General features: G+C 60.7%; 21 protein-coding genes. 17 read left to right on the top strand and 4 right to left on the bottom strand.

Going from position 1 to position 21,633, the window contains the following annotated elements:
- The first annotated feature begins 132 nt into the window (after nt 1-132).
- Nucleotides 133-1,329, top strand: coding sequence for a lytic murein transglycosylase (locus tag JF539_RS07215; RefSeq protein WP_207139636.1), 1,197 nt, complete (start codon nt 133-135; stop codon nt 1,327-1,329).
- Between the two features lie 146 nt (nt 1,330-1,475).
- Here the strand turns inward: JF539_RS07215 and JF539_RS07210 are convergent, their stop codons facing one another.
- Together JF539_RS07210 and JF539_RS07205 are read right to left on the bottom strand one after the other, a co-directional pair.
- Nucleotides 1,476-2,021, bottom strand: coding sequence for a cupin domain-containing protein (locus JF539_RS07210; protein ID WP_207139635.1), 546 nt, complete (start codon nt 2,019-2,021; stop codon nt 1,476-1,478).
- 77 nt (nt 2,022-2,098) lie between these two features.
- Nucleotides 2,099-2,803, bottom strand: a complete 705-nt coding sequence (locus JF539_RS07205; RefSeq protein WP_207139634.1) for a metal-dependent hydrolase — start codon at nt 2,801-2,803, stop codon at nt 2,099-2,101.
- A gap of 231 nt (nt 2,804-3,034) precedes the next feature.
- Here JF539_RS07205 and ruvX point away from each other — a divergent pair, with 231 nt between their 5' ends.
- From ruvX to rpmG, 12 genes are all read left to right on the top strand, one after another.
- The gene (gene ruvX, locus JF539_RS07200; protein ID WP_207139633.1) at nt 3,035-3,520 is read left to right on the top strand and encodes a Holliday junction resolvase RuvX; all 486 of its coding nucleotides are present in this window, start codon (nt 3,035-3,037) and stop codon (nt 3,518-3,520) included.
- Between the two features lie 93 nt (nt 3,521-3,613).
- On the top strand, nt 3,614-4,540 hold the full coding sequence (locus JF539_RS07195; protein WP_207139632.1) for an AEC family transporter: 927 nt from the start codon (nt 3,614-3,616) through the stop codon (nt 4,538-4,540).
- A gap of 121 nt (nt 4,541-4,661) precedes the next feature.
- On the top strand, nt 4,662-5,618 hold the full coding sequence (locus tag JF539_RS07190) for an aspartate carbamoyltransferase catalytic subunit (protein ID WP_209017032.1): 957 nt from the start codon (nt 4,662-4,664) through the stop codon (nt 5,616-5,618).
- 13 nt (nt 5,619-5,631) lie between these two features.
- Nucleotides 5,632-6,933 carry a dihydroorotase gene (locus JF539_RS07185; RefSeq protein ID WP_207139630.1) on the top strand — a complete coding sequence of 434 codons (1,302 nt, stop codon included), beginning with the start codon at nt 5,632-5,634 and terminating at the stop codon, nt 6,931-6,933.
- A gap of 87 nt (nt 6,934-7,020) precedes the next feature.
- Nucleotides 7,021-7,800, top strand: a complete 780-nt coding sequence (locus tag JF539_RS07180; RefSeq protein WP_207139629.1) for a DUF3108 domain-containing protein — start codon at nt 7,021-7,023, stop codon at nt 7,798-7,800.
- Nucleotides 7,801-7,929: 129 nt separating this feature from the next.
- Nucleotides 7,930-8,595 (top strand): glycerol-3-phosphate 1-O-acyltransferase PlsY, encoded by a 666-nt coding sequence (gene plsY / locus JF539_RS07175; RefSeq protein WP_207139628.1) that lies wholly within the window; start codon nt 7,930-7,932, stop codon nt 8,593-8,595.
- On the top strand, nt 8,592-9,728 hold the full coding sequence (gene dprA, locus JF539_RS07170; protein WP_207139627.1) for a DNA-processing protein DprA: 1,137 nt from the start codon (nt 8,592-8,594) through the stop codon (nt 9,726-9,728). Before plsY ends, dprA begins: the two co-directional genes overlap by 4 nt.
- A 176-nt stretch (nt 9,729-9,904) precedes the next feature.
- Entirely contained in the window at nt 9,905-12,583 is a 2,679-nt protein-coding gene (gene topA, locus JF539_RS07165; RefSeq protein WP_207139626.1) for a type I DNA topoisomerase, read from the top strand.
- Nucleotides 12,584-12,645: 62 nt separating this feature from the next.
- On the top strand, nt 12,646-14,901 hold the full coding sequence (rnr, locus tag JF539_RS07160) for a ribonuclease R (protein WP_207140878.1): 2,256 nt from the start codon (nt 12,646-12,648) through the stop codon (nt 14,899-14,901).
- Complete coding sequence (locus tag JF539_RS07155; protein ID WP_419247662.1) at nt 14,898-15,368, top strand: DUF983 domain-containing protein; 471 nt, start codon at nt 14,898-14,900, stop codon at nt 15,366-15,368. The genes rnr and JF539_RS07155 overlap by 4 nt, the downstream gene beginning before the upstream one ends.
- Nucleotides 15,365-16,111, top strand: coding sequence for an NUDIX hydrolase (locus tag JF539_RS07150; protein WP_207139625.1), 747 nt, complete (start codon nt 15,365-15,367; stop codon nt 16,109-16,111). The genes JF539_RS07155 and JF539_RS07150 overlap by 4 nt, the downstream gene beginning before the upstream one ends.
- 277 nt (nt 16,112-16,388) lie before the next feature.
- The gene (rpmG, locus tag JF539_RS07145) at nt 16,389-16,556 is read left to right on the top strand and encodes a 50S ribosomal protein L33 (protein ID WP_094070346.1); all 168 of its coding nucleotides are present in this window, start codon (nt 16,389-16,391) and stop codon (nt 16,554-16,556) included.
- Between the two features lie 539 nt (nt 16,557-17,095).
- Here the strand turns inward: rpmG and JF539_RS07140 are convergent.
- Entirely contained in the window at nt 17,096-17,467 is a 372-nt protein-coding gene (locus JF539_RS07140) for a response regulator (RefSeq protein ID WP_207139624.1), read from the bottom strand.
- Nucleotides 17,468-17,630: 163 nt separating this feature from the next.
- Between JF539_RS07140 and JF539_RS07135 the strand changes: the two genes are divergently transcribed.
- Genes JF539_RS07135 through JF539_RS07125 form a run of 3 tightly spaced genes read left to right on the top strand, consistent with a single transcriptional unit; the run spans nt 17,631 to nt 19,912 of the window.
- On the top strand, nt 17,631-17,903 hold the full coding sequence (locus JF539_RS07135) for a DUF3572 domain-containing protein (RefSeq protein ID WP_209017031.1): 273 nt from the start codon (nt 17,631-17,633) through the stop codon (nt 17,901-17,903).
- Nucleotides 17,896-18,564, top strand: coding sequence for a hypothetical protein (locus JF539_RS07130; protein WP_207139622.1), 669 nt, complete (start codon nt 17,896-17,898; stop codon nt 18,562-18,564). The genes JF539_RS07135 and JF539_RS07130 overlap by 8 nt, the downstream gene beginning before the upstream one ends.
- Before the next feature lie 52 nt (nt 18,565-18,616).
- The gene (locus JF539_RS07125) at nt 18,617-19,912 is read left to right on the top strand and encodes a DNA polymerase IV (RefSeq protein ID WP_207139621.1); all 1,296 of its coding nucleotides are present in this window, start codon (nt 18,617-18,619) and stop codon (nt 19,910-19,912) included.
- Nucleotides 19,913-19,926: 14 nt separating this feature from the next.
- Here the strand turns inward: JF539_RS07125 and JF539_RS07120 are convergent, their stop codons facing one another.
- Nucleotides 19,927-20,805 (bottom strand): cell envelope integrity EipB family protein, encoded by an 879-nt coding sequence (locus tag JF539_RS07120; protein WP_209017030.1) that lies wholly within the window; start codon nt 20,803-20,805, stop codon nt 19,927-19,929.
- Nucleotides 20,806-21,120: 315 nt separating this feature from the next.
- On the opposite strand from JF539_RS07120, the gene JF539_RS07115 reads away from it, so the two are divergent.
- On the top strand, nt 21,121-21,588 hold the full coding sequence (locus tag JF539_RS07115; RefSeq protein ID WP_207139620.1) for a RidA family protein: 468 nt from the start codon (nt 21,121-21,123) through the stop codon (nt 21,586-21,588).
- Nucleotides 21,589-21,633: the final 45 nt, after the last annotated feature.

Here is a 21,633-nt window from a genome sequence, read left to right as displayed (position 1 = left end):
CCAAAGGGTCCTGGGTAAAGTCTCGCCAGAGCGGTTGACCTGACTGTCCTACACAAGTCAATGATGGTCGCCAGAATTCCGGTTTCTGCAAGGGACATCCTTCTCCCGCCCATACTGACGACAGGACTTTTCATGACCCGCCGTTCCAACCGCGCCACAAAATTCACGATTACGCTCCTTGCCGGCCTCGCCTTTACCGGCGCATCCGCCTCTGCCCAGCAATGCGGCGGCGATTTCCGGCAGTTTTTGGCCGGTGTCAAACAGGAAGCCGTTTCCAAGGGCTTGTCCGCCCGCGCCGCGGATCAGACGCTTGCCGGTGCGCAGATCGACCGCAAGGTTCTTTCCCGCGACAGGGCCCAGGGCGTCTTCAAAATGACCTTTCTGGATTTCTCCAAGCGGGTGATTTCGGGCTACCGGATGAAGAACGGCGCGGCGAACATGCAGAAATACGCGAGCATCTTCGACCGCACCGAACGAGAATATGGCGTTCCGGCCCCGGTCATCACAGCTTTCTGGGCACTTGAGACCGACTTCGGCGCCGTTCAGGGCGATTTCAATACGGTCAACGCTCTCGCCACCCTCGCCCATGACTGCCGCCGGCCGGAACTGTTCCGGCCGCAGCTGATTGCGGCGATCGAAATGGTCCAGCATGGCGATCTCAACCCGAGGACCACGACGGGCGCCTGGGCCGGTGAGATCGGTATGGTTCAGATGCTGCCCGAAGACATCATCAAATTCGGCCGGGACGGCGATGGAGACGGCCACGTGCGCCTGAAGAAGAGCGCACCGGACGCGATTCTCACCGCCGGCGCCTTCATCAATCACCTCGGCTGGCGCGCGGGCGAACCGTGGCTGCAGGAAGTCACGGTGCCTCAGAACCTCAACTGGGCGGACACGGGTCTCGGCAAGTCCAAGACGGGTGCGCAGTGGGCGGCTTTGGGCGTCCAACCGCGCTGGGGACAGATTTCCTCCAACCTGCCGGCTTCGCTGCTTCTGCCGCAGGGACGTAAAGGTCCGGCGTTCCTCGCCTATCCGAACTACAACATCTATCTGGAATGGAACCAGTCCTTCGTCTACACGACGTCGGCGGCCTATTTCGCCACCCGCCTGGCCGGCGCGCCCCGATACAACGCCGGGAACCCGGAGCCGGGCCTGAACGACGCCCAGATGAAACAACTCCAGACCAAGCTCTCCAACATGGGGTACGACGTCGGCAAGGTCGACGGTATTCTCGGAGCCGGAACCCGTTCCGCCGTTCAGCAGGTTCAGCAGAAACTCGGCATGCCCGCCGACGCCTGGCCGACACCGGCACTCCTGAGCAGGCTTTGAAGGGGTAACACCACCGAAACGGAGCTGCCGTTTTCAGGACAGGCGCCGGATAAGCTGGTTTAACTCGGTCCGGCGGCCTCCGTCCTCGCGGTGCCCACTCGTCGTTTCCAAGACCGCCGCTAACCGGCCTTCCGGTCGGTTGCGCGCTACTCGACCTTTTCCATTTCGGCACCCGGCGCGTCTTCTTCGACCACGGGAACGCCATCATCGCCAAGCATATATACGCTCAGAACTCTAGCCGGCCCCTCCCCGGTATTCACCCCCCGATGGGTCACATCCATGGCTTCGAGAAACCCGTCGCCGGCGCGATAGATCTTTTTGCCGAGTTCTTCATAGATAACAGTGATTTCACCTTCCAGCAGATAGGCGAACATCGGCGCATGATGCTGATGCCATTCGGTTTCCTCTCCCGGCAGCATGGTGACGACCAGCGCCTTCACCGAAGGATTTGTCTGCGGAAACGCAACCTTCTCACCCGCCACGGTCGTATCGCCGGAAAAGACTTCCTGCACTTTTCGATAGGCCTTGTCAGCCGCTTCCGCGTCCTGAGCCGCTTTTGAGCCAGGCTTGGCATGGGGTTGGGAAGGCGCCGGCTTGCCGCCGGGCGTGACCGACTTGTCGGCGGCCAGCGAAGGCGTGCCAGCCAGAAACAAGGCAATGCACAGGCTCAAGGGCAATCTGGACAGGAGCATCTTTTTCTCACATTCGCGCGTGTGTCTTTGACAGACGCCGGCGGGTTACCCTCCGGCGTCTGTCTGCTTCAATTCAATTATAGGTCGATACTGCTGCCCGGCGCCATCGATTTGACGAGACCGGCGCTGCTACCCATCTCCTCGACAAATGTCTCGGCCGTCTGATCGAGGATCGGGAACGTCCCGTAGTGGCAGGGTACGACGGCATCGAACTGAAAATACCGCGTGCAGGCCAGAGCCGCGGCCTTGCCGCCCATGGTGAAGCGGTCGCCGACCGGCACAATGCCGACCTTCGGCTGGTAGAGTTCGTTGATCAGAGCCATGTCGGAGAAAATATCGGTGTCGCCCATGTGGTAGACGACTTTCTCGCCGGGGGCCTCGATGATCACGCCGTGCGGATTGCCGAGATAGATCGCTTCGCCTTCCCCCTGCAGGGAGGACGAATGGTCGGCTCTGGTCATCGCAACGCTAAACGGCCCCGTATCGACCTTGCCGCCGGAATTCATCGGATTGATGTTGTCTATGCCCTGCCGGTTCGCCCACATGCAGATCTCGAAATTGGCGGTCAGTTGCGCGCCGGTCTTTTTCAAAATATCCACCGAGTCGCCGACATGATCGTTGTGGCCGTGGGTTAGGATCACATGCGTGACGCCTTCCGATACCGAATCGGCGCTCAGGCTTTCCGGGAAGGACGGATTACCGGTCAGGAACGGATCGATCAGGATCGATGCTTCTCCGGTCTCAATCTTGAAACTGGAGTGGCCATACCAGGTGAGTTTCATCAAAATCGCTCCTAAATCAAAATGTCTGCCAGCCATGGCTCGAGTGTACGCCACGGACAGCAACTGCTTTTTACGTTACGGACATTCTTTCGCCATTGAGACAATATCGTGACCGACTTTTTTGAACCCAGCAGAGGAGACAAAATCGAGTTGCGGCCAAAAAGCACGGCTGGGAATGGAACCGCCCCGGTTTTGCTGGCCTCTGCGGGAAAGCCCTGATAAAGCCCTGACATGGCGAACGATCCAGCTCTTGCTCTAGACGATTTCATTGCGGCTCTGCCACCGGGCCGCAGGCTCATCGGCCTCGACCTCGGCACCAAGACCATCGGACTCGCGCTTTCCGACCTTGGCCGGGGCATTGCAACGCCGATGGAGACAATCCGTCGGAAAAAGTTCACGCCGGACGCGGAAAAGCTGCTGGAAATCTGCGCCAAACAGGACGTGGGCGGAATCGTGCTCGGGCTCCCGCTCAATATGGACGGCAGCGAAGGGCCGCGCGCCCAGGCGACCCGGGCCTTCGCGCGCAACCTGTCGCAAATGACGGAGCTTCCGATCACCTACTGGGACGAACGTCTCTCGACCGCCGCCGTGACGCGAACCTTGCTGGAAGCCGATTCCAGCCGTGCCAAACGCGCCGAGGCCGTGGACAAGATGGCGGCCGCCTTCATCCTTCAAGGGTTTCTGGACCGTCTCGGGTTCATGGGACTGGATAGTTGAGGTGATTTTCTCGTCGCCCGCCAAAGGGGTGCGCTCGCACACGCTTGAACCAGAACGTCCACCGCAGGGCCTCGACACCGACCGGAACACTTCATGCTGACGACACTTGCCGCCCTGATGCCGGTCATCCTCGTGATCGCCTCCGGCTATCTGATCGCCCGAACCGGTCTGATCACCGGAGACCAATGGCGCGGCATCGAGAAACTGGCCTATTTCGTGCTGTTTCCGATGGTGCTTTTCAGAACGATCTCTCAAGCGGATTTCACCAGTTTCCATGCGCTGAACATGGGCGGCGCCCTGTTGATGTCGATTTTCCTCATGACGGCCCTTTTGCTTGGCGCCCGCAAGACAATCGAGAGGATCTGGGGCATCCCGGCGGTACGGTTCACCTCGATCTTTCAGGGAACGCTGCGCTGGAATGCGATGATCGCGCTGGCGATCGCCGACAATGTCGCGGGCAAGACCGGGCTGGCGACGCTGGCTGTCGCCATGGTGTTCGTTATCCCGGTCGTGAACATTCTCAGCATTCTGGTTCTGTCCCATTTTGCCAGCGGTTCGGCGCCGAGTGCCCAGAAGATCCTGAAAGACCTCTTCTCCAATCCCTTCATTCTCTCCATAGGACTAGGCGTTCTCTTCAATCTCAGCGGACTGACCCTGCCAGGCGTCGTCGGCGACACCGTGGAGATTTTTTCAAGGGCGGCCCTGCCGATCGGCATCATTTGCGTCGGCGCCGGTCTCGACCTGAGCGCGCTTCGCCGGCCAGGCCCCGCCCTCACCATGGGTACTTTCCTGCGGCCGGCCTTCATGCCGCTCCTGGCATTCGGATGCGCGATGCTCTTCGGAGTAAGTGGTCCGGCGCTGGTCGCGGTGGTCATTGCCAGCTCCGTGCCCTGCGCCAGCAATTCCTACCTGCTTTCCCGGCAGATGAACGGTGACGCCAAACTGATGGCGGAAATCATAACGTTACAGACACTCGCGGCCACGGTTACGACGCCGCTCGCACTCTTTCTTCTCACGTGAACAGACGGTGCGCCGGGCACCAGACCAGGCCCGGTCGGATGCCGCACATGTGTGGACAGCGGGTACGGGTTGATTTCTGGTCTTGTTCCGTGCGCCGATTCCCCGTAAAGCAATGATCTCGATGACCGCGACAGACACCCATCGAGACACGCCTTATCCCCATCGCCATCTGCTGGGTATCGAGGGCCTTCACCCCCACGAAATACTGGGTCTTCTGGACCGTGCCGAAGAAGCCGTCGAGGTTTCGCGGCAGGTGCACAAGCGCAAACTGGTTCTGCAGGGCCGGACCCAGATCAATCTCTTCTTCGAAAACTCCACCCGCACCCAAAGCTCCTTCGAGCTGGCCGGCAAACGGCTCGGCGCGGATGTGATGAACATGGCGGTGTCCCAGTCCTCGGTCAAAAAGGGCGAAACGCTGATCGACACCGCGGCGACCCTGAACGCCATGCATCCCGACCTGCTCGTGGTGCGCCATCACGCGGCCGGCGCGGTGCATCTTCTGGCGCGCAAGGTCGGCTGTTCCGTGGTCAATGCCGGCGACGGGCCGCACGAACATCCGACCCAGGCCCTTCTCGACGCTCTGACCATCCGCAGGCACAAGGGCAAGATCGCCCGGCTGACGGTGGCCATTTGCGGCGACATCGCCCATTCCCGCGTCGCCCGCTCCAACATCATCCTGCTTAACGCCCTGGGTGCCCGAGTGCGTGTCGTGGCGCCTTCGACTTTGCTTCCCTCCGGAATCGCGAAAATGGGGGTCGAGGTCTTCACCGACATGCGCGAAGGCCTCAAGGGAGCCGATATCGTGATGATGCTGCGCCTGCAGCGCGAGCGCATGAGCGGCGCCTTCATCCCCTCCGTGCGCGAGTATTACCGGTACTACGGCCTCGACGCGGAAAAGCTCGCCTACGCCCGGGAGGACGCTCTCGTGATGCACCCAGGACCGATGAACCGCGGCGTCGAGATCGACGCCTCCATCGCCGACGGCGCGCAAAGCCTGATCCGGGAGCAGGTCGAAATGGGGGTCGCGGTGCGCATGGCCGTGCTGGAAGCGCTCGCCGCGAACCTGCCGAATAACTAGAGGACCTGAAAAAGTGGCAGCCGACGCACCCAAACCCCTGGTTCTCTCCAATGCCAGGGTCATCGATCCGGCGCGCGGCCTGGACGCTCCGGGCTCGGTGATCATCGCCGACGGGACCATCCTGGCCGCCGGGCCGGAAGCGGCCAATCAGGGCACGCCATACGGCGCCGAGGTTTACGACTGCAAGGGCGCGATCGCCTGTCCCGGCCTGATAGACCTGTGCGTTTCTGTCGGCGAACCGGGCGCGGAGCACCGGGAAACGCTGGCCAGCGCCTCGAAAGCGGCCGCGGCGGGCGGCGTGACCACCATCTGCACGATGCCCGACACGGACCCGGTGATCGACGATCCGGCCCTGGTCGATTTCATCCTGCGCCGGGCGCGCGACACAGCCATCGTCAACGTGCTCCCTCTTGCGGCCCTGACCAAAGGCCTTGAGGGCAAGGAAATGGCTGAGATCGGTCTCCTGCAGGAAGCTGGCGCCGCTGCCTTTACCAACGGCAACAGGTCCGTCAAGAATGCCCAGGTCATGCGGCGCATGATGACTTACGCCCGCGATTTCGGCGCGTTGGTGATCCATCACACGGAAGATCCGGACCTTGCCGGCGGTGTCATGAATGCCGGCCTGAACGCAAGCTGGAAGGGTCTTTCCGGGGTGCCGCGCGAGGCCGAGATCATCATGCTGGAACGGGACCTGCGCCTCGTCGGCATGTCCAAGAGCAAGTACCACGCGAACCTGATATCCACCTCCGACAGCGCCGACGTCATACGCCTCGGCAAGAGCCGCGGGCTGGACATCACCGCAGGCGTCTCGATCAATCACCTCACCCACAACGAGAACGATATCGGGGCCTACCGGACCTTCTTCAAAATGTCGCCTCCCTTGCGCGACGAGGACGACCGGCAGGCGATGATTGCCGCGGTCGCCGACGGTACGATCGACATTATCTGTTCCAACCACGATCCGCAGGACGTGGAGACCAAGCGTCATCCCTGGGCAGAGGCGGAAGATGGCGCGATCGGCCTTGAAACCCTCCTTGCGGCCGCGCTTCGTCTCCATCACTCCGGTCAGGTCGACCTGGTTACCCTGCTCGGTGCCATGACCAGCCGCCCAGCGGACCGGCTGGGCCTTGAGACCGGACGCCTGTCGAAAGGGGCTCCCGCAGACGTCATCGTATTCGACCCGGACCGGCCGTGGGTCCTGGAAAAGAGCGCGATCCGGTCCCGGTCGAAGAACTCCCCCTTCGAGGATGCTCGCTTTTCGGGGCGAACCCTGCGCACCGTCGTCAGCGGGAAAACGGTGTTTGAATACGCTTGAGCTGAGTCATCGCGCTGAAACATCCCATTTCACGCCACAATTCTCTTTATAAATGCGCGCAAAGTCGTTTTATTCTGGATGTAACTGATGCGCCAATTTGTTGTTTTTCTTGCTTTCCTTGTGTCTTTTACCGGTGCCGCTCCGGCAGATAGCCTCTATGTCAAATACAAACTCTACGCCGTGGGGCTGCCTATCGGTTCCGGTGTACTCAACCTCGGCCTGTCAAAGGACAGCTACACGTTGAGCGGCAGTGGCGAGACGTCCGCGTTCGGCCGCCTCGTTTCCGACGGCAAGGGCACCGTCAAGGTGAAAGGCGGCATCGGCGACGGCCGTTTCACCCCGGAAAGCTACAACTTCAAAATGACCAGTTCCGACGACTCCGGCAAAATTTCAATGAAGATGAACGGCGGTAAGATCGATGAGGTTTCGGTGAACCCGCCGCAGGACAGGATGAAGCAGCGGGTCAAGGTCACCCAGGATCACCTCACGGATGTCCTCGACCCCCTGAGTGCAGCCGTCCTACCGGCCCCCAAGGGCCTCAATCCGGAAAGCTGCAATCGAACCTTGCAGCTCTTCGACGGCAAGGAGCGCTACAACGTCCATCTTTCCTACAAGAAGCGCGACACGGCCAAGACCGCCGATGGCCGGTTCAATGGCAAGGTGCTGGTTTGCGGCGCCCGCTACGAGCCTGTGGCCGGACACCGGCGGAACCGGAAGTCCATCGAGGAACTGGCCGCCAACAAGTCTCTCGAACTCTGGCTCGCGCCGGTCGGGAAGTCGGGGTATCTCTTTCCGCTCAAGGCCAGCATCAAGGTGCCGTTCGGCGCCCTTGTGGTCGAGGCGGAAAAGTTCAAATTCTCCAAGTAAGCCACGCCTGGTGTCGTTCCAGACATTCGGGCCTTTACAGACCGGGCGCAAATCCCCTACCAAGCACCTTAAGTTGCGCCTTTCAGGGCACCGGCCTGAAAGGCGACCGATCTAGGGAGGAGTATCCGGGTGCCGGATCCGATCAGCTGGGGCCTTGCCTGGCCTTATTATCTCGCAGCTCTTGCCTTCGGCTATCTGCTCGGGTCGGTCATGTTCGGCCTGATCCTGACCCGGATGGCCGGTCTTGGAGACATCCGCAAGATCGGCTCGGGCAATCTCGGCACCACCAACGTGCTGCGCACGGGCAGGAAGTCCCTGGCCGCGGCGACACTTCTTGGCGACGCCCTCAAGGGGACCGTTGCCGTTTTAATCGTTCGGCACTTCTACGGTCAGGAAATGGCGATCGTCGCAGGCTTCGGCGCCTTTTTGGGTCACCTTTATCCGGTTTGGCTGAAATTCAGCGGCGGCAAGGGTGTCGCCACCTATCTCGGTATCGTTCTCGCGCTCTTCTGGCCGGCCGGACTGGCGTTTGCCGTGGTCTGGCTCGCGATGGCTTTCAGCTTCCGCTTCTCGTCCCTGTCGGCGCTGGCCGCGAGCCTTGTTACGCCCGTCCTGCTGTATCTGGTGTTTAACCAGGCTCAACTGGCGGAGATGACGTCGCTCATGACCGTTTTCCTATGGCTGAAACACCATGAGAATATCGGCCGTCTGCTCCGGGGCGAAGAAAGCAGGATCGGGGCGAAAACCAAACCGGTTGCGGAGCCTGGCACGGAACCGGATGGCGGAGGCGCGTGACCGGCCTGGACGAGGATAAAACTGTCCGCCTCTCGGAGGCCGAGCGGCTTGCCTGGCTGCGCCTTATACGATCGGAGAACATCGGCCCGGCGACTTTCCGCGACCTGCTGAGCCACGCCGGCTCCGCGGAAGACGCGCTGGAACTGCTGCCGGAACTTTCGAGGCGCGGAGGCCGCAAAAGCTACCAGCTTTGCAGCGAGGATGACGCCCAGGCGGAAATGGAAGCGCACCGCAAGCACGGAGCCCGGCTCGTGGCGCTCGGCGAAGCGGATTACCCGCCCCACCTCCGGCACATTGACGGGCCGCCGCCACTGCTGTCGGTCAAAGGCGGCGACACCCTGGCCCGGCCCAAAATGCTGGCTGTCGTCGGCGCCCGAAACGCTTCGCTTTCCGGGCGCAAGCTTTCCGGGATGTTCGCGCGCGACCTCGGCGCCCATGGCTTCGCGATTGCCTCCGGCCTGGCACGCGGCATCGATGCCGCGGCCCATGAAGCAGCACTTTCGACCGGAACGGTCGCGGTTTTCGCCGGCGGCATCGATAGGCTTTATCCACCGGAACACGCCCGGCTGCTGGATGCGATCCTGGAAACGGGCGGCAGTGCCATCAGCGAAATGCCACTCGGCTGGAAACCGCGCGGACGCGATTTTCCGCGCAGGAACCGCCTGATTTCCGGCACTTCTCTCGGCGTTATCGTGATCGAAGCGGCCAAGGCTTCCGGCTCCCTGCACACCGCGCGCTTTGCCCTGGAGCAGAACCGCGATATTTTCGCGGTGCCCGGCTCGCCCCTGGACCCGCGATCCGAAGGCGCCAACGGCCTGATCCGGCAGGGCGCGGCCCTTGTGACCTCCGCGGAAGACATACTGGAGAGCCTGGCCGGACGGCTGGAGCCGGAACTGCCTCTCGGCACAGGCCTGCTGGAACCGGATCGCGCGCGACCGTCAGGTCAGCGAAGCCCGAACGAGGCTGTGCGCGACAGAGTCATCACGGCACTTGGCCCCGCTCCGCTCGATCTGGACGAACTCATCCGGTACGCGGACGCGGAGGCAAGGACCGTGCATGTCATTTTGCTGGAACTGGAACTTGCCGGGCGGCTGGAACGCCACCGCGGAAACAAAATTTCACTACTGATGTGAAACAAGGATTTGTTTTTAAACTCAGTGGATAACCCCTCCCCGGACCGGACGGGTTGACCGGAATTCCTCAAAGGTCCATTTGACACATGGCGTCCGATCCCTGATCGTCAGCACCAAATCAGGCAACTTCTTCACCGGGCGGGGGCTCCGTTTCGGGACAATATTATTGGGTAAGAATGAACGTCGTCATTGTGGAATCGCCGGCTAAAGCCAAGACGATCAATAAGTATCTTGGCTCCGACTATACGGTGCTCGCCTCCTACGGCCATGTGCGCGATCTGCCGCCGAAGGATGGATCGGTGCAGCCGGACGATAATTTCGCCATGAGCTGGCAAGTGGATTCAAAGTCCCAGAAGCGCCTGTCCGAGATCGCAAATGCCGTCAAGGAAGCCGACCGCCTCATTCTGGCGACCGACCCCGACCGCGAAGGCGAAGCCATTTCCTGGCACGTTCTGGAAGTCCTGCAGAAAAAGCGTGTCCTGAAAGACAAGCGCGTCGAGCGTGTGGTGTTCAACGCCATCACAAAATCGGCGATCCTGGAGGCGATGGACAATCCACGTGAACTGGACGCGCCGCTCGTCGATGCCTATCTGGCGCGCCGGGCACTTGATTATCTGGTGGGGTTCACCCTCTCCCCCGTTCTCTGGCGCAAACTGCCGGGCGCGCGCTCCGCGGGCCGCGTGCAATCGGTCGCTCTGCGCCTCATCTGCGACCGGGAAATGGAGATCGAAACCTTCGACCCCCAGGAATACTGGACGATCCTCGCCAACATGAAGACGCCCGGCGGCGACATGTTCCAGGCAGGGCTCACGGGATTCGACGGCACGAAGATCGGCCGCCTCGATATCAAGACGGAAGCGGACGCGACCGCGATCAAGACGATGCTGGAAAGCGCCAGCTTCAAGGTCGACAGCGTCGCCTCGAAACCGGCCAAGCGGAACCCGGCAGCGCCGTTCACGACATCGACGCTGCAGCAGGAAGCTTCGCGCAAATTCGGCTTCGCCGCCTCCCGGACGATGCAAGTGGCCCAAAAGCTCTACGAAGGGGTGGCCATGGGTGGCGAGACCTCGGGTCTGATCACCTACATGCGTACCGACGGCGTTCAGATCGCAGGCGAAGCCATTGCCGCCGCACGCTCGGTGATCGGACAAGACTTCGGCGACAAATACGTGCCGGAAAAACCACGTGTCTACTCCTCGAAGGCGAAAAACGCCCAGGAGGCCCACGAAGCCATCCGCCCGACTGACCTGTCGCGACGCCCCAAGGATGTCGCGCGTTTTCTCGATCCGGACCAGGCCAAGCTTTATGAGCTGATCTGGAAACGGACCATGGCGTCGCAGATGGAATCGGCCGTTCTGGAACGCACCACCATCGAGATCCTGGCCGACGGTTCCGGCAAGCGCGCCAACCTGCGCGCCACCGGTTCCGTTATTCGCTTCGACGGTTTCCTGGCGCTCTATCAGGAAGGCCGGGACGACGACGAGGACGAGAACTCCAAACGCCTGCCGGCGGTCGACCAGGGCGCGTCCCTGACCGCGGCCTCGGTCGACGGCAAGACCGACGCCATCGACGCCTCGCAGCACTTCACCACGCCGCCGCCGCGCTATACGGAAGCAAGCCTGGTGAAGAAGATGGAAGAGCTGGGCATCGGCCGGCCATCCACCTACGCCTCGACGCTGCAGACCCTGCGCGACCGCGACTATGTCGAACTCGACAAGAAGCAGCTCGTTCCCATGGACAAGGGGCGCATCGTCACGGCGTTTCTGGAAAGCTTCTTCCGCCGTTATGTCGAGTTCGACTTCACTGCCAGCCTGGAAGAACAGCTCGACAAGATTTCGGCCGGCGAATTGTCCTGGCTCGACGTTCTGCGCGATTTCTGGACCGGATTCTCCGGAACGGTGGACGAGATCAAGGACCTGCGCGTCGCCGAAGTGATCGACGCACTCAACGAATTGCTCGGCCCGCATATCTTCCCGCCCAAGGAAGACGGCTCCGATCCGCGCAAATGCCCGTCTTGCGACTCGGGCCAATTGTCCCTGAAGGTCAGCCGCTGGGGCGCATTCATCGGCTGTTCCAACTATCCCGAATGCGGCTATACCCGCCAGCTCGGCAAGCCGAACGGAGAAAACGGCGACGCCGACGAGGGGCCGAAGGTTCTCGGAACGGACCCGGAAACCGGACTGGACGTTTCCCTGCGCACCGGCCGGTTCGGTCCCTATGTGCAGCTCGGCGAAGAAGCCAAGCCGAAACGCTCCTCGCTGCCGAAGGGCTGGTCCGCCGCCGATCTGGACCTCGAAAAGGCCTTGCAGTTGCTGTCCCTGCCCAGAGAGGTCGGACCGCATCCGGAAGACGGCAAGATGATCTCCGCCGGGATCGGCCGCTACGGCCCCTTTGTTCTGCACGAGGGAACCTACGCGAACCTCTCGACACCCGATGAAGTGTTTTCGGTCGGCATCAACCGGGCGGTCGATGCACTGGCGGAAAAACGGGCCAAGGGCGGCGGGCGCGGCCGGGCGGCGGCAACCCCGCTGAAGGAACTCGGCGAGCATCCGGAAGAAGGCGGACCGGTCAATGTCTATGACGGCCGCTACGGGCCCTACGTCAAGCACGGCAAGATCAATGCGACCCTGCCGAAGGACACGGACCCCACGTCGGTCACGCTTGAAAAGGCGCTCGAGCTGATTGCCGCCAAGGCGGAAAAGAGCGGCACCAAGAAAAAGACAGCGGCGAAGAAACCGGCCGCGAAGAAAACCGCTGCGAAGAAGACGACGGCCAAGAAGCCGGCGACCAAGAAAAGCGCCAAGGCCAAGGTCGATGCGGCATCAGAGGATGTGCCCTGGGATGATGCGACTTGAGCCCAAAACGGATCAACACGCGCAAACATACCCATCGCAAACACGCCAAGATCCCTGGCGAGATGCCTTCGAAGGAAGATATTCTCGCCTTTGTCGCGGATAATCCGGGCCGGGCCGGCAAACGGGAGATCGCCCGCCATTTCGGCATCATCGGCGGTGCGCGCATCCATCTGAAGAAGATGCTCAGGGACCTTTCCGACGAGGGGCTTCTTGAAAAACGCAACAAGCGCATGATCCGTCCGGGTGACCTGCCGCCCGTGTTCGTGGCCAACCTGGTTGCCCGCGACAGCGACGGCGATCTTCTGGGCACGCCTCTCGACTGGGATGACGAGGAAGGCGATCCGCCGAAGATCCTCATTTTGACGGGCAAGACCAAGACCACGCAGCCCGGCCTGGGCGACCGGGCCCTGATTCGTTTAACGGAGGCGGAAACCGGTCCGGAAGCCGAGTACGCTGCGCGCGTCATCCGGGTTCTGGAAAAACGCCAGGGCGCGATCCTCGGCATTTTGCGCCAGCGCGACGGCAACCGTCCGCCCTATCTGGAGCCCATCGACCGCAAGCAACGTGAGCTCGATGTAGATCCCACCGACCTGAAGGACGCCGAAGACGGCGATCTTGTCAGCGTCCAGGTCAGCCGATCCGGACGCTACGGCCACCCGCGAGCCTCCATTGTGGAGCGGTTCGGTTCGATGCATTCGGAAAAGGCCGTCTCCGAAATCGCGCTCCAGTCCCATGGCATTCCCCATGTCTTTCCCGCCGCCGTGGTTGACCAGGCAGAGGCCGCCAGACCGGTCGAAACGCTCGGGAAACGCGAGGACTGGCGCCAAATCCCGTTGATCACCATCGACCCGCCCGACGCCAAGGATCACGACGACGCGGTCTATGCGGAGCCGGATCCGGATGAAGACAACAAAGGCGGCCAGATCGTTTATGTCGCCATCGCGGATGTCGCCCACTACGTGACACCCGGGTCTCCCATGGACCGGGAAGCGAACCTGCGCGGCAACTCGGTCTATTTTCCGGACCGGGTCATCCCGATGTTGCCGGAACGGATTTCCAACCAGCTGTGCTCCTTACGCGAGAAGGAAGACAAGCCGGCGATGGCCGTGCGCATGGTCTTCGACAGGAACGGCCGCAAGATCAGCCACAGTTTTCATCGCGTCCTGATGCGCTCCGCCGCCAAGCTCTCCTACATTCAGGCACAGAAGGCGATCGACGGCGCCACCGACGAAGCGACCGAAACGCTTCTCGACGGTGTTCTGAAGCCGCTCTGGGCCGCCTATGATGTCCTGAACAAGGGCCGGGAGGCACGCGAGCCCCTGGACCTTGATCTGCCCGAGCGCAAGATCAAGCTGAAGGACGACGGAACGGTCGATCATGTCTATGTGCCGGAGCGTCTCGACGCCCACAAGCTGATCGAGGAATTCATGATCCAGGCCAATGTCTCGGCCGCCGAAACGCTGGAAAAGAAAAAGAGCCCCCTGCTCTACCGCATTCACGACGCCTCCACTCCGGAAAAGCTGGAGAGCCTCAAGGACTTTCTGTCGACGCTTGACATGAAGCTGCCGTCGACCGGCGGGCTGAGACCTTCGGTCTTCAACGCCATCCTGGCGAAAGTGAAAGACACGCCCCAGGCACATCTTGTCAACGAAGTGGTACTGCGCAGCCAGGCGCAGGCGGAGTACGCTCCGCAGAACATCGGGCACTTCGGCCTCAACCTTCGCCGCTACGCCCATTTCACCTCACCGATCCGGCGCTACGCCGACCTGATCGTTCATCGCGGCCTGATATCGGCACTCGGTCTTGGCGGTGACGGGCTGCCGGAAGGCATCGAAAGCAAGCTGGAAGCCATCGGCGCGGAGATTTCATCGGCGGAACGCCGCGCCATGCTGGCGGAACGGGACACGATCGACCGGTTGATCGCGCTCTGGATGACAGACCGGATCGGGGCGACCTTTCAGGGCCGGATCGCAGGCGTGGTCAAATCCGGGATGTTTATCCGCCTGGAAGAAAGCGGCGCGGACGGCTTTGTGCCGGCCTCCACGATCGGGCTCGACTATTACCGGTATGACGAAGCGTCGCACGCCCTGATAGGTGACAAGACCGGCGAAACCTACCAGCTTGGCGATCAGGTGGAGGTCCGGCTGGTGGAGGCGGCTCCTTTCGCCGGAGCACTGACATTCGAAGTGGTCAGCCACGGGCGGATTGCCGGAAAGAAGATCCGCAAGGCGTCCGCCCCGAAGGCGCGGCGTGGTCCGCCCAAGGGCGCGCGCGCGAAGAAATCCGCAGGAAAAGGAAACCGCAGGAGGAGTTCGTGACGGTCCGCTATCGCTCAAGCGACGAATTCCAGGCCGCTCGGGAAGAGGCCCCGAAACCTCATCGCCCCGTACTCAAGGCCATGCTGCGCGGCGCATGCAATTCCTGCATGCAGTGCGGTCGCGGCAGTGTCTTCAACGGCTTTCTGGCGGTCAGTCATGCCTGTGCCGAATGCGGCGAGGAATTTCATCACCACCGGGCAGACGACGCACCGCCCTATTTCACCATCACCATCGTCGGCCATATCGTCATTCCCGCGCTTCTGCTGGTGGAGGTCCTCTACCGCCCGGCCCTGTGGATTCACATGTCCGTCTGGCCTCTGCTGACCGTCCTGCTGTCCCTGAGTTTGATGCGCCCGATCAAGGGTGCGCTGATCGGACTGCAATGGGCGCTTTACATGCACGGCTTCGACCCCGACGCGGATGACGATATCCCTGCCATCCCCGAGCCATCCGAAAAGACCTCATGAACAGTTCCTTCGAAGCACAATTGGCGAAAGACGAACGCGCCGGCAATCATCCCTACATCCGGCCGAAAGACGCCGCGACGCTCCTCATTCTCGATCGCGAGGACGACGGGACGGTCAGACTTCTGATGGGACGCCGGCATAAGCGCCACACATTCATGCCGGGAAAGTTCGTCTTTCCCGGCGGACGGGTGGACCCGGCGGACTCAAGGATCGCAAATGTGCTTCCCTACGATCCGGATGTGGAGCGCAAACTTTCCAAGGAACTGAAAAGGGTCAAGACCGCGTCCCGCGTGCGCGCATTCGCGCTTGCGGCAATCCGCGAGACTTATGAGGAAGCCGGACTGTTTATCGGCAGGAAGGCGGACGACGGGTCTCTGCGCCTCGGAACCGGCTTCGAGGCCTTTGCCGAAAGAGGCATCCGGCCGGACCTGGGCGGCCTTCGCATGATCGCCCGCGCCGTTACCCCCACACAGCGGCCAAGACGCTACGACACGCGTTTTCTGGCGGTCTGGGCGGACGCGATCGCGGATCGCCTGCCGGAAGGCACTGGTCCCTCCGGTGAGCTGGAAGACTGTGCCTGGCTCACCTTGGCGGAAGCGCGGGAAAAGGAACTGCCGATGATCACCAACAAGATCCTGACCGATCTGGAACACCGTCTTGAAACGGATCCGGAGCTGTCTCCGAAAACGGCGGTACCTTATTACTTCGTCCGCAACGGGTTGTTCGTGCGCGAGTTGATTTAGGGTCTGTGGGAACGCTCCGGACCGGTCAACCGGTTCAAACTCATCGCCAGGTGCACCAGGGTTCCGCGCTCGCCTTGGTGCTCCCAAACCTGGCCGGACCGGGCAAACCAAACGGCCTAGCACCCAGCAAAATGTCTCGTGAAGCATATGGAGCGCTTGACTTTCGCGCTCTCTTGAGTAGTTTGCGCGCTGATTTCAGACATTGGGGCAGATTCACCGCCAGCCAATCTGGCCACGAGAACCCTTTGCCCGACAACCGAGAACAGGATCCAAGGCCATGGCCAAGGCGACAACAATCAAAATCAAGCTTCTCTCCACGGCGGACACCGGTTTCTTCTATGTCACCAAGAAGAACTCCCGCACGATGACCGAAAAAATGGTCAAAAAGAAATACGACCCGATTGCCAAGAAGCACGTCGAGTTCAAGGAAGCCAAGATCAAGTAATTCGGTCTTCCCGATCAATGACAAAGCCCGCCGTTTACGGCGGGTTTTTTGTTCGTCGGCCGGGATGGGAACAGGAAACCGACGGCGCAAGCTTTGCGGTCACGGATCACCTGTTTTCCGGATTTGGCCGGATCGATCTGTCCGGAAAAATAGTGGTCGGCGGGAACACGGCATTCGAGGAGGCCACTCATCGGCCGGTTCCCTGCCGACCTGCCCCACGGACCCAGGAGATGCGGCGGACCTGAGCACTCCGAGGGGAACTTTAGCTGCTGAACGATCGCAGCAGAAAAATCTGTTAATCAAACGATCAGGAAATTTCCTTACGCGTCGCCACCCTACCTTATTGTTGCCCGAATGCAATATTTTCTGCGAAATATTCACAGAAGATACACTTCTTAGTAAATCTGTAACCTTAATATGATGCCCGTTCACAAGCGTGACAACGTGATACGTTGGTCATGTCCGGATGTGGGAACTGTTCGCTTTCCTGAAACCTTGTCCAATTCTTTGCCCGGCAGGGCCGTCAAGAAATGAAAAGGTCAGGCTTCTCCCAAATAGGCACGTACTGTTTCCAGAAACTTCGCCACTGAAATCGGTTTGGATATATAAGCCTCGCAACCGCCCTGCCGGATGCGTTCTTCATCGCCTTTCATGGCGAAAGCGGTCACCGCGATAACGGGAATGGAGGAAATGCTTTCGTCTTCCTTGATCCATTTCGTCACCTCCAGTCCCGAAACTTCCGGCAACTGGATGTCCATCAAAATGAGATCCGGATGGTGGTCCCTGGCAAGTCGAAGCGCCTCAATTCCGGTGCGTGTCTGCAAGGTCTGATAGCCGTGCGCTTCGAGCAGATCATGAAACAGTTTCATGTTCAGCTCGTTATCTTCCACGATCAGCACGGTTTTCGCCATCTTGTCCGGCCCTTTACCCGGCCATCCGCCGGTCCCACTAGTCTCGACCTTGCGATTTGTTCTCCGCGGTGGAACCCCTCTCCAGCCCGCATTAGGGTTGTTCTAACCCGGAATCGTTTCAGAAAGGCAAAAAAACACAATGCAAAATACACCCGGAAAGTCATTGTCCATTGAAGAAGCTCAAGGAATCGCTACCGAAGCGCTTCTGCATCTCAGCCGTGACCCCGAACAAATCGGCCGGTTTCTGGCGTTTTCCGGTATTGGCCCTGAAATGATTCGGGAGGCCGCGGGAGAACCCGGATTTTTAGCCGGCGTACTCGAGTTCTACATGATGGACGAGCCCCTGCTGCTTGCCTTCTGCGAGAACGCCGGAGTCCGGCCAACCATGATGGCCGCCGCGCGTTTCGCGCTTTCGGGAGGGATGGAAAATGCCTAAACCTACGCCCGTCCAACCGGAGGTTCTGGCGCAAATCCGGCAGCTTGAGGTTTCGGGAAGGCCTTTGATCATCTGCGACGTCGACGAGGTAATCCTGCATATGATCAGCCACCTTGAGGACTACCTCGACACATACGGGCTGATGTTCTTGAACGACGAGTTCCGCCTGACTGGAAACATCGCACCGAAAGACAGCCGAACGCCCTTATCGTCCGTGACAGTGCGCAATCATCTGCTTTTGTTTTTCGAAGAATATTGCGACCGGCAGGATATGGTTCCCGGTGCCAACGAGGCCCTTGCCAAGCTTGCCGGCGATTGGGACATCGTTCTTCTCACAAACCTGCCAGGCTCGCATAACAAACCCGTGCGCGAGAAACTGCTGGCCGGTTTCGACATCTCCTATCCGCTCGTGACGAATTCCGGTCCCAAGGGCGGCGCTGTCGCAGCACTTGCTGCCAGACGGCCCTCACCCGTGGTCTTCATCGACGACAGTCCGGCCAATCATTCTTCCGTGAGCGCCTCGTTTCCCTCAGCGGTGCAGATCCAGTTCATCGCCGATCCCCGGTTTCGCAACGCCATGAAGAAAGAAAGCCATATCGATCTCCTGACCGGAAATTGGCAGGAGACCGAAACCTATATCAGCGCTATTTTAGACGGCTAGAAACCCCGCCCCCCTTCCGCGGAAGCCCAGGACCGTGAGAACCGTGACACCAATGGCTTCGGAAAATCGAGCGCTCTGCCGGGATTGTGGCGCCCGGTTCGCAGTCGTGTCACCGCGTTGTCCGTCCTGCGGCAGTCCGCGTGCCGTTTCGCATCTGGAGCTGGACGGTCTCGCGATTGCCCATATCGACTGCGACGCCTTCTACGCAGCGATCGAAAAGCGCGACAATCCGGAGCTTCAGGACCGGCCGGTGATCGTTGGCGGCGGTCAAAGGGGCGTTGTATCCACATGCTGCTACATCGCGCGGATCTACGGTGTGCGCTCCGCAATGCCCATGTTCAAGGCCCTGGAGGCTTGTCCCGACGCGGTGGTCATCCGTCCGGATATGGAAAAATACGCCCGGGTCGGAAAGGACATCCGCGAGCGCATGCGCTCCCTCACACCGCTGGTGGAACCGCTGTCCATCGATGAAGCCTTTCTCGACCTGACCGGCACCGAGCGCCTGCACCGGGCGACGCCGGCCGAAACGCTCGCAAAGTTCGTTCGCGATCTGGAAACCGACATCGGCATCACCGCGTCGGTCGGCCTCGCGCCCAACAAATTCCTGGCGAAACTGGCGTCGGATCTGGAAAAACCGCGCGGCTTTTCGGTCATCGGAGCCGCGGAAGCGAAAGCGGTGCTGGCCGCGATGCCGGTCGGCCGCATCTGGGGCGTTGGCAAGGTCTTTCAGAAAAAGCTGGAACGGGACGGGATCAGGACCATCGGCCAGTTGCAGGACATGGAAGCGAACGATCTCGCGCGCCGCTACGGCTCCATCGGACTGCGCCTCGCCCAGCTCTCTCATGGCGAAGACAGCCGTCTCGTGAAACCGGAGCGCGGGGCGAAGAGCGTGTCAACCGAAACAACCTTCAGAACGGACATTTCCAGTTTCGACACCCTCCGGCCCATCCTTCGAGACCTTTCGGAAAAGGTATCCGCAAGGCTCAAGAAATCCGGACTTTCCGGGCGTGGCGTCACCTTGAAGCTGAAGACCGCGGACTTCAAGACGGTCACGAGAGCCCGCCATCTCACCGACCCGACACAGCTTGCAGACAGAATTTTCGCGGCCGGCGTCGCCCTGCTTGAGAACGAGGCGGACGGCCGCCGCTTCAGGTTGATCGGAATCGGCGTGAGCGACCTTGAAAGCGAGGACCGCGCCGACCCTCAGGATCTCGTCGATCAATCGGCCGAACGGCGCAAACACGCGGAACACGCCATGGACAAGCTTCGGGACAAGTTTGGAAAATCCGCCGTGGAACTCGGCCTGGTCCACGCGGCCCGAACGGTGGAAACTCCGAAGAAATCGTAATTCGAGAAGGGCCACTACGGCAAAGGACAGGCCGTCTCGTCCAGAAACTCCAGAGACGCCATTCTGCCCTGAATGATGAAATCGCCATAGTCCAGCTTCAGATGGGAGCTTATGCCGTTCTGATAAAGCCAGAAGGAAAGCTGGTAGACGGGAAGAAGTTCCCCGGAGGCGTTTTCTTCGCCCGGATCGAAATAGGCAACCGTCACCGGCCAATAGGGTTGCCCGGCCAGCGGCGCGTCCGGGCCGTCCTTCACGGTGCTTGCCGGAGTGACGGACCTGGCGCCGATGACACTGGTGGTGGCATACACCTTTTCGCCGGTCTCGGCCCCGTCGTAAATGTCCGCCGGCAGAAAAGACCGTCCCTCCCCGGCGGCCTTCAGGATCGCCAACAGGTGTTCCGTCGGAAACAGAACTTCGCGCTTGATCTGAAGCGATTTCTCGGAAGGCACCTTGAGTTCCACGGTCCTGCTGCCATTGTCGACACGAGCGGTGCCGCGGGTTTCTTCGACCAGTTCCTGATCGACATAGGTTTTTGACAAGAACTGATAGCTCGCCGTCTTCGGCTCCTCAAAGGAGGTGGTTTGCAGATCCGTGATCTGCGATCCGCCGTCTACGTCCTGGAATTCCGTGACAAACCGGAAGTTGACGCTGTAGCCCTCGCAGGCATTCCCGGAAAAATCGTAGACCATGCGCCCGTTCAAGGCCGTTATCCCGGATTTCTCTTCCTTTTCGGCGAGTTCCATGTCGTAAACCACCCTGTGGGGAACGAGTTTGACACCCGCTGCTCCACCGACGGTTCCCGCGAAGCTGCCGGTCCCGGACAGGACACCCGACATGCACGCCAAGGTGACCATGAGGCAGAACGGGGACAGGGACTTGCGATCGCAGTGCATTTAACGAACCTCTTACTCGCCAGGCGCTTAAAGGATCTCGGAGAACTCGTGAACTCCATGCCTTGAACCGCTGGATCATTGCCTTGCCATTATGCGGCAATCGGTTTTTTCCGTCACCGGGAATATTCAGGCTGGCGGCATTATCGATACCTGAACGCCTTATTTCACAGTTTTCAAAGGAATGAAGAGCTTTCCGCCAACCCGGCCTTCAGTCCTCCACAGGTTCGTCTCCCGCGCACCGGTGAATTTCTGCCTTGTCACCACCGTTGAATTGCGCCAAGACACGAAAAAGTCAGTCCGCCAAGGAGTCGTCGCATGAGCAACACAATCGAGAACCGGCTCGCGAGCCTGGGGATCAATCTGCCGGAAGCCGCCGCTCCCGCGGCGAACTATGTGCCCTTCGTCCGGACCGGAAACCAGCTTTTCGTTTCCGGACAATTGCCCATGGAAGACGGCAAGCTGCAGGTGACCGGCAAACTCGGAGCGGATCTTTCCGTCGACAGCGGCAAGGCGGCCGCGAAACTCTGCGCAATCAACCTGCTGGCTCAGGCAAAGGCCGCGACCGGCGACCTCGAAAAGGTGGCGCGGCTTGTCAAAATCGTCGGCTTCGTGAATTCGACAGCCGACTTCGGCGATCAGCCGCAGGTGATCAACGGAGCGTCCGATTTTCTGGTCGAAGCGATGGGCGACAAGGGGCGTCACGCCCGCTCGGCGGTCAGCGCCGCCTCCCTGCCCTTCGGCGCGGCCGTCGAAATCGAGGCCATCTTCGAAATCGTGGACTGACTGCCGCCCCGCGCGCAATCGCTCGACAGGCCCGCTACCGCAAAG

This window comes from Roseibium aggregatum (genome assembly GCF_017309185.1).
GTDB lineage: Bacteria > Pseudomonadota > Alphaproteobacteria > Rhizobiales > Stappiaceae > Roseibium > Roseibium aggregatum_B.
Note: the sequence above shows the minus strand (reverse complement) of the source record. Positions and strands in the feature narration are given on the sequence as shown.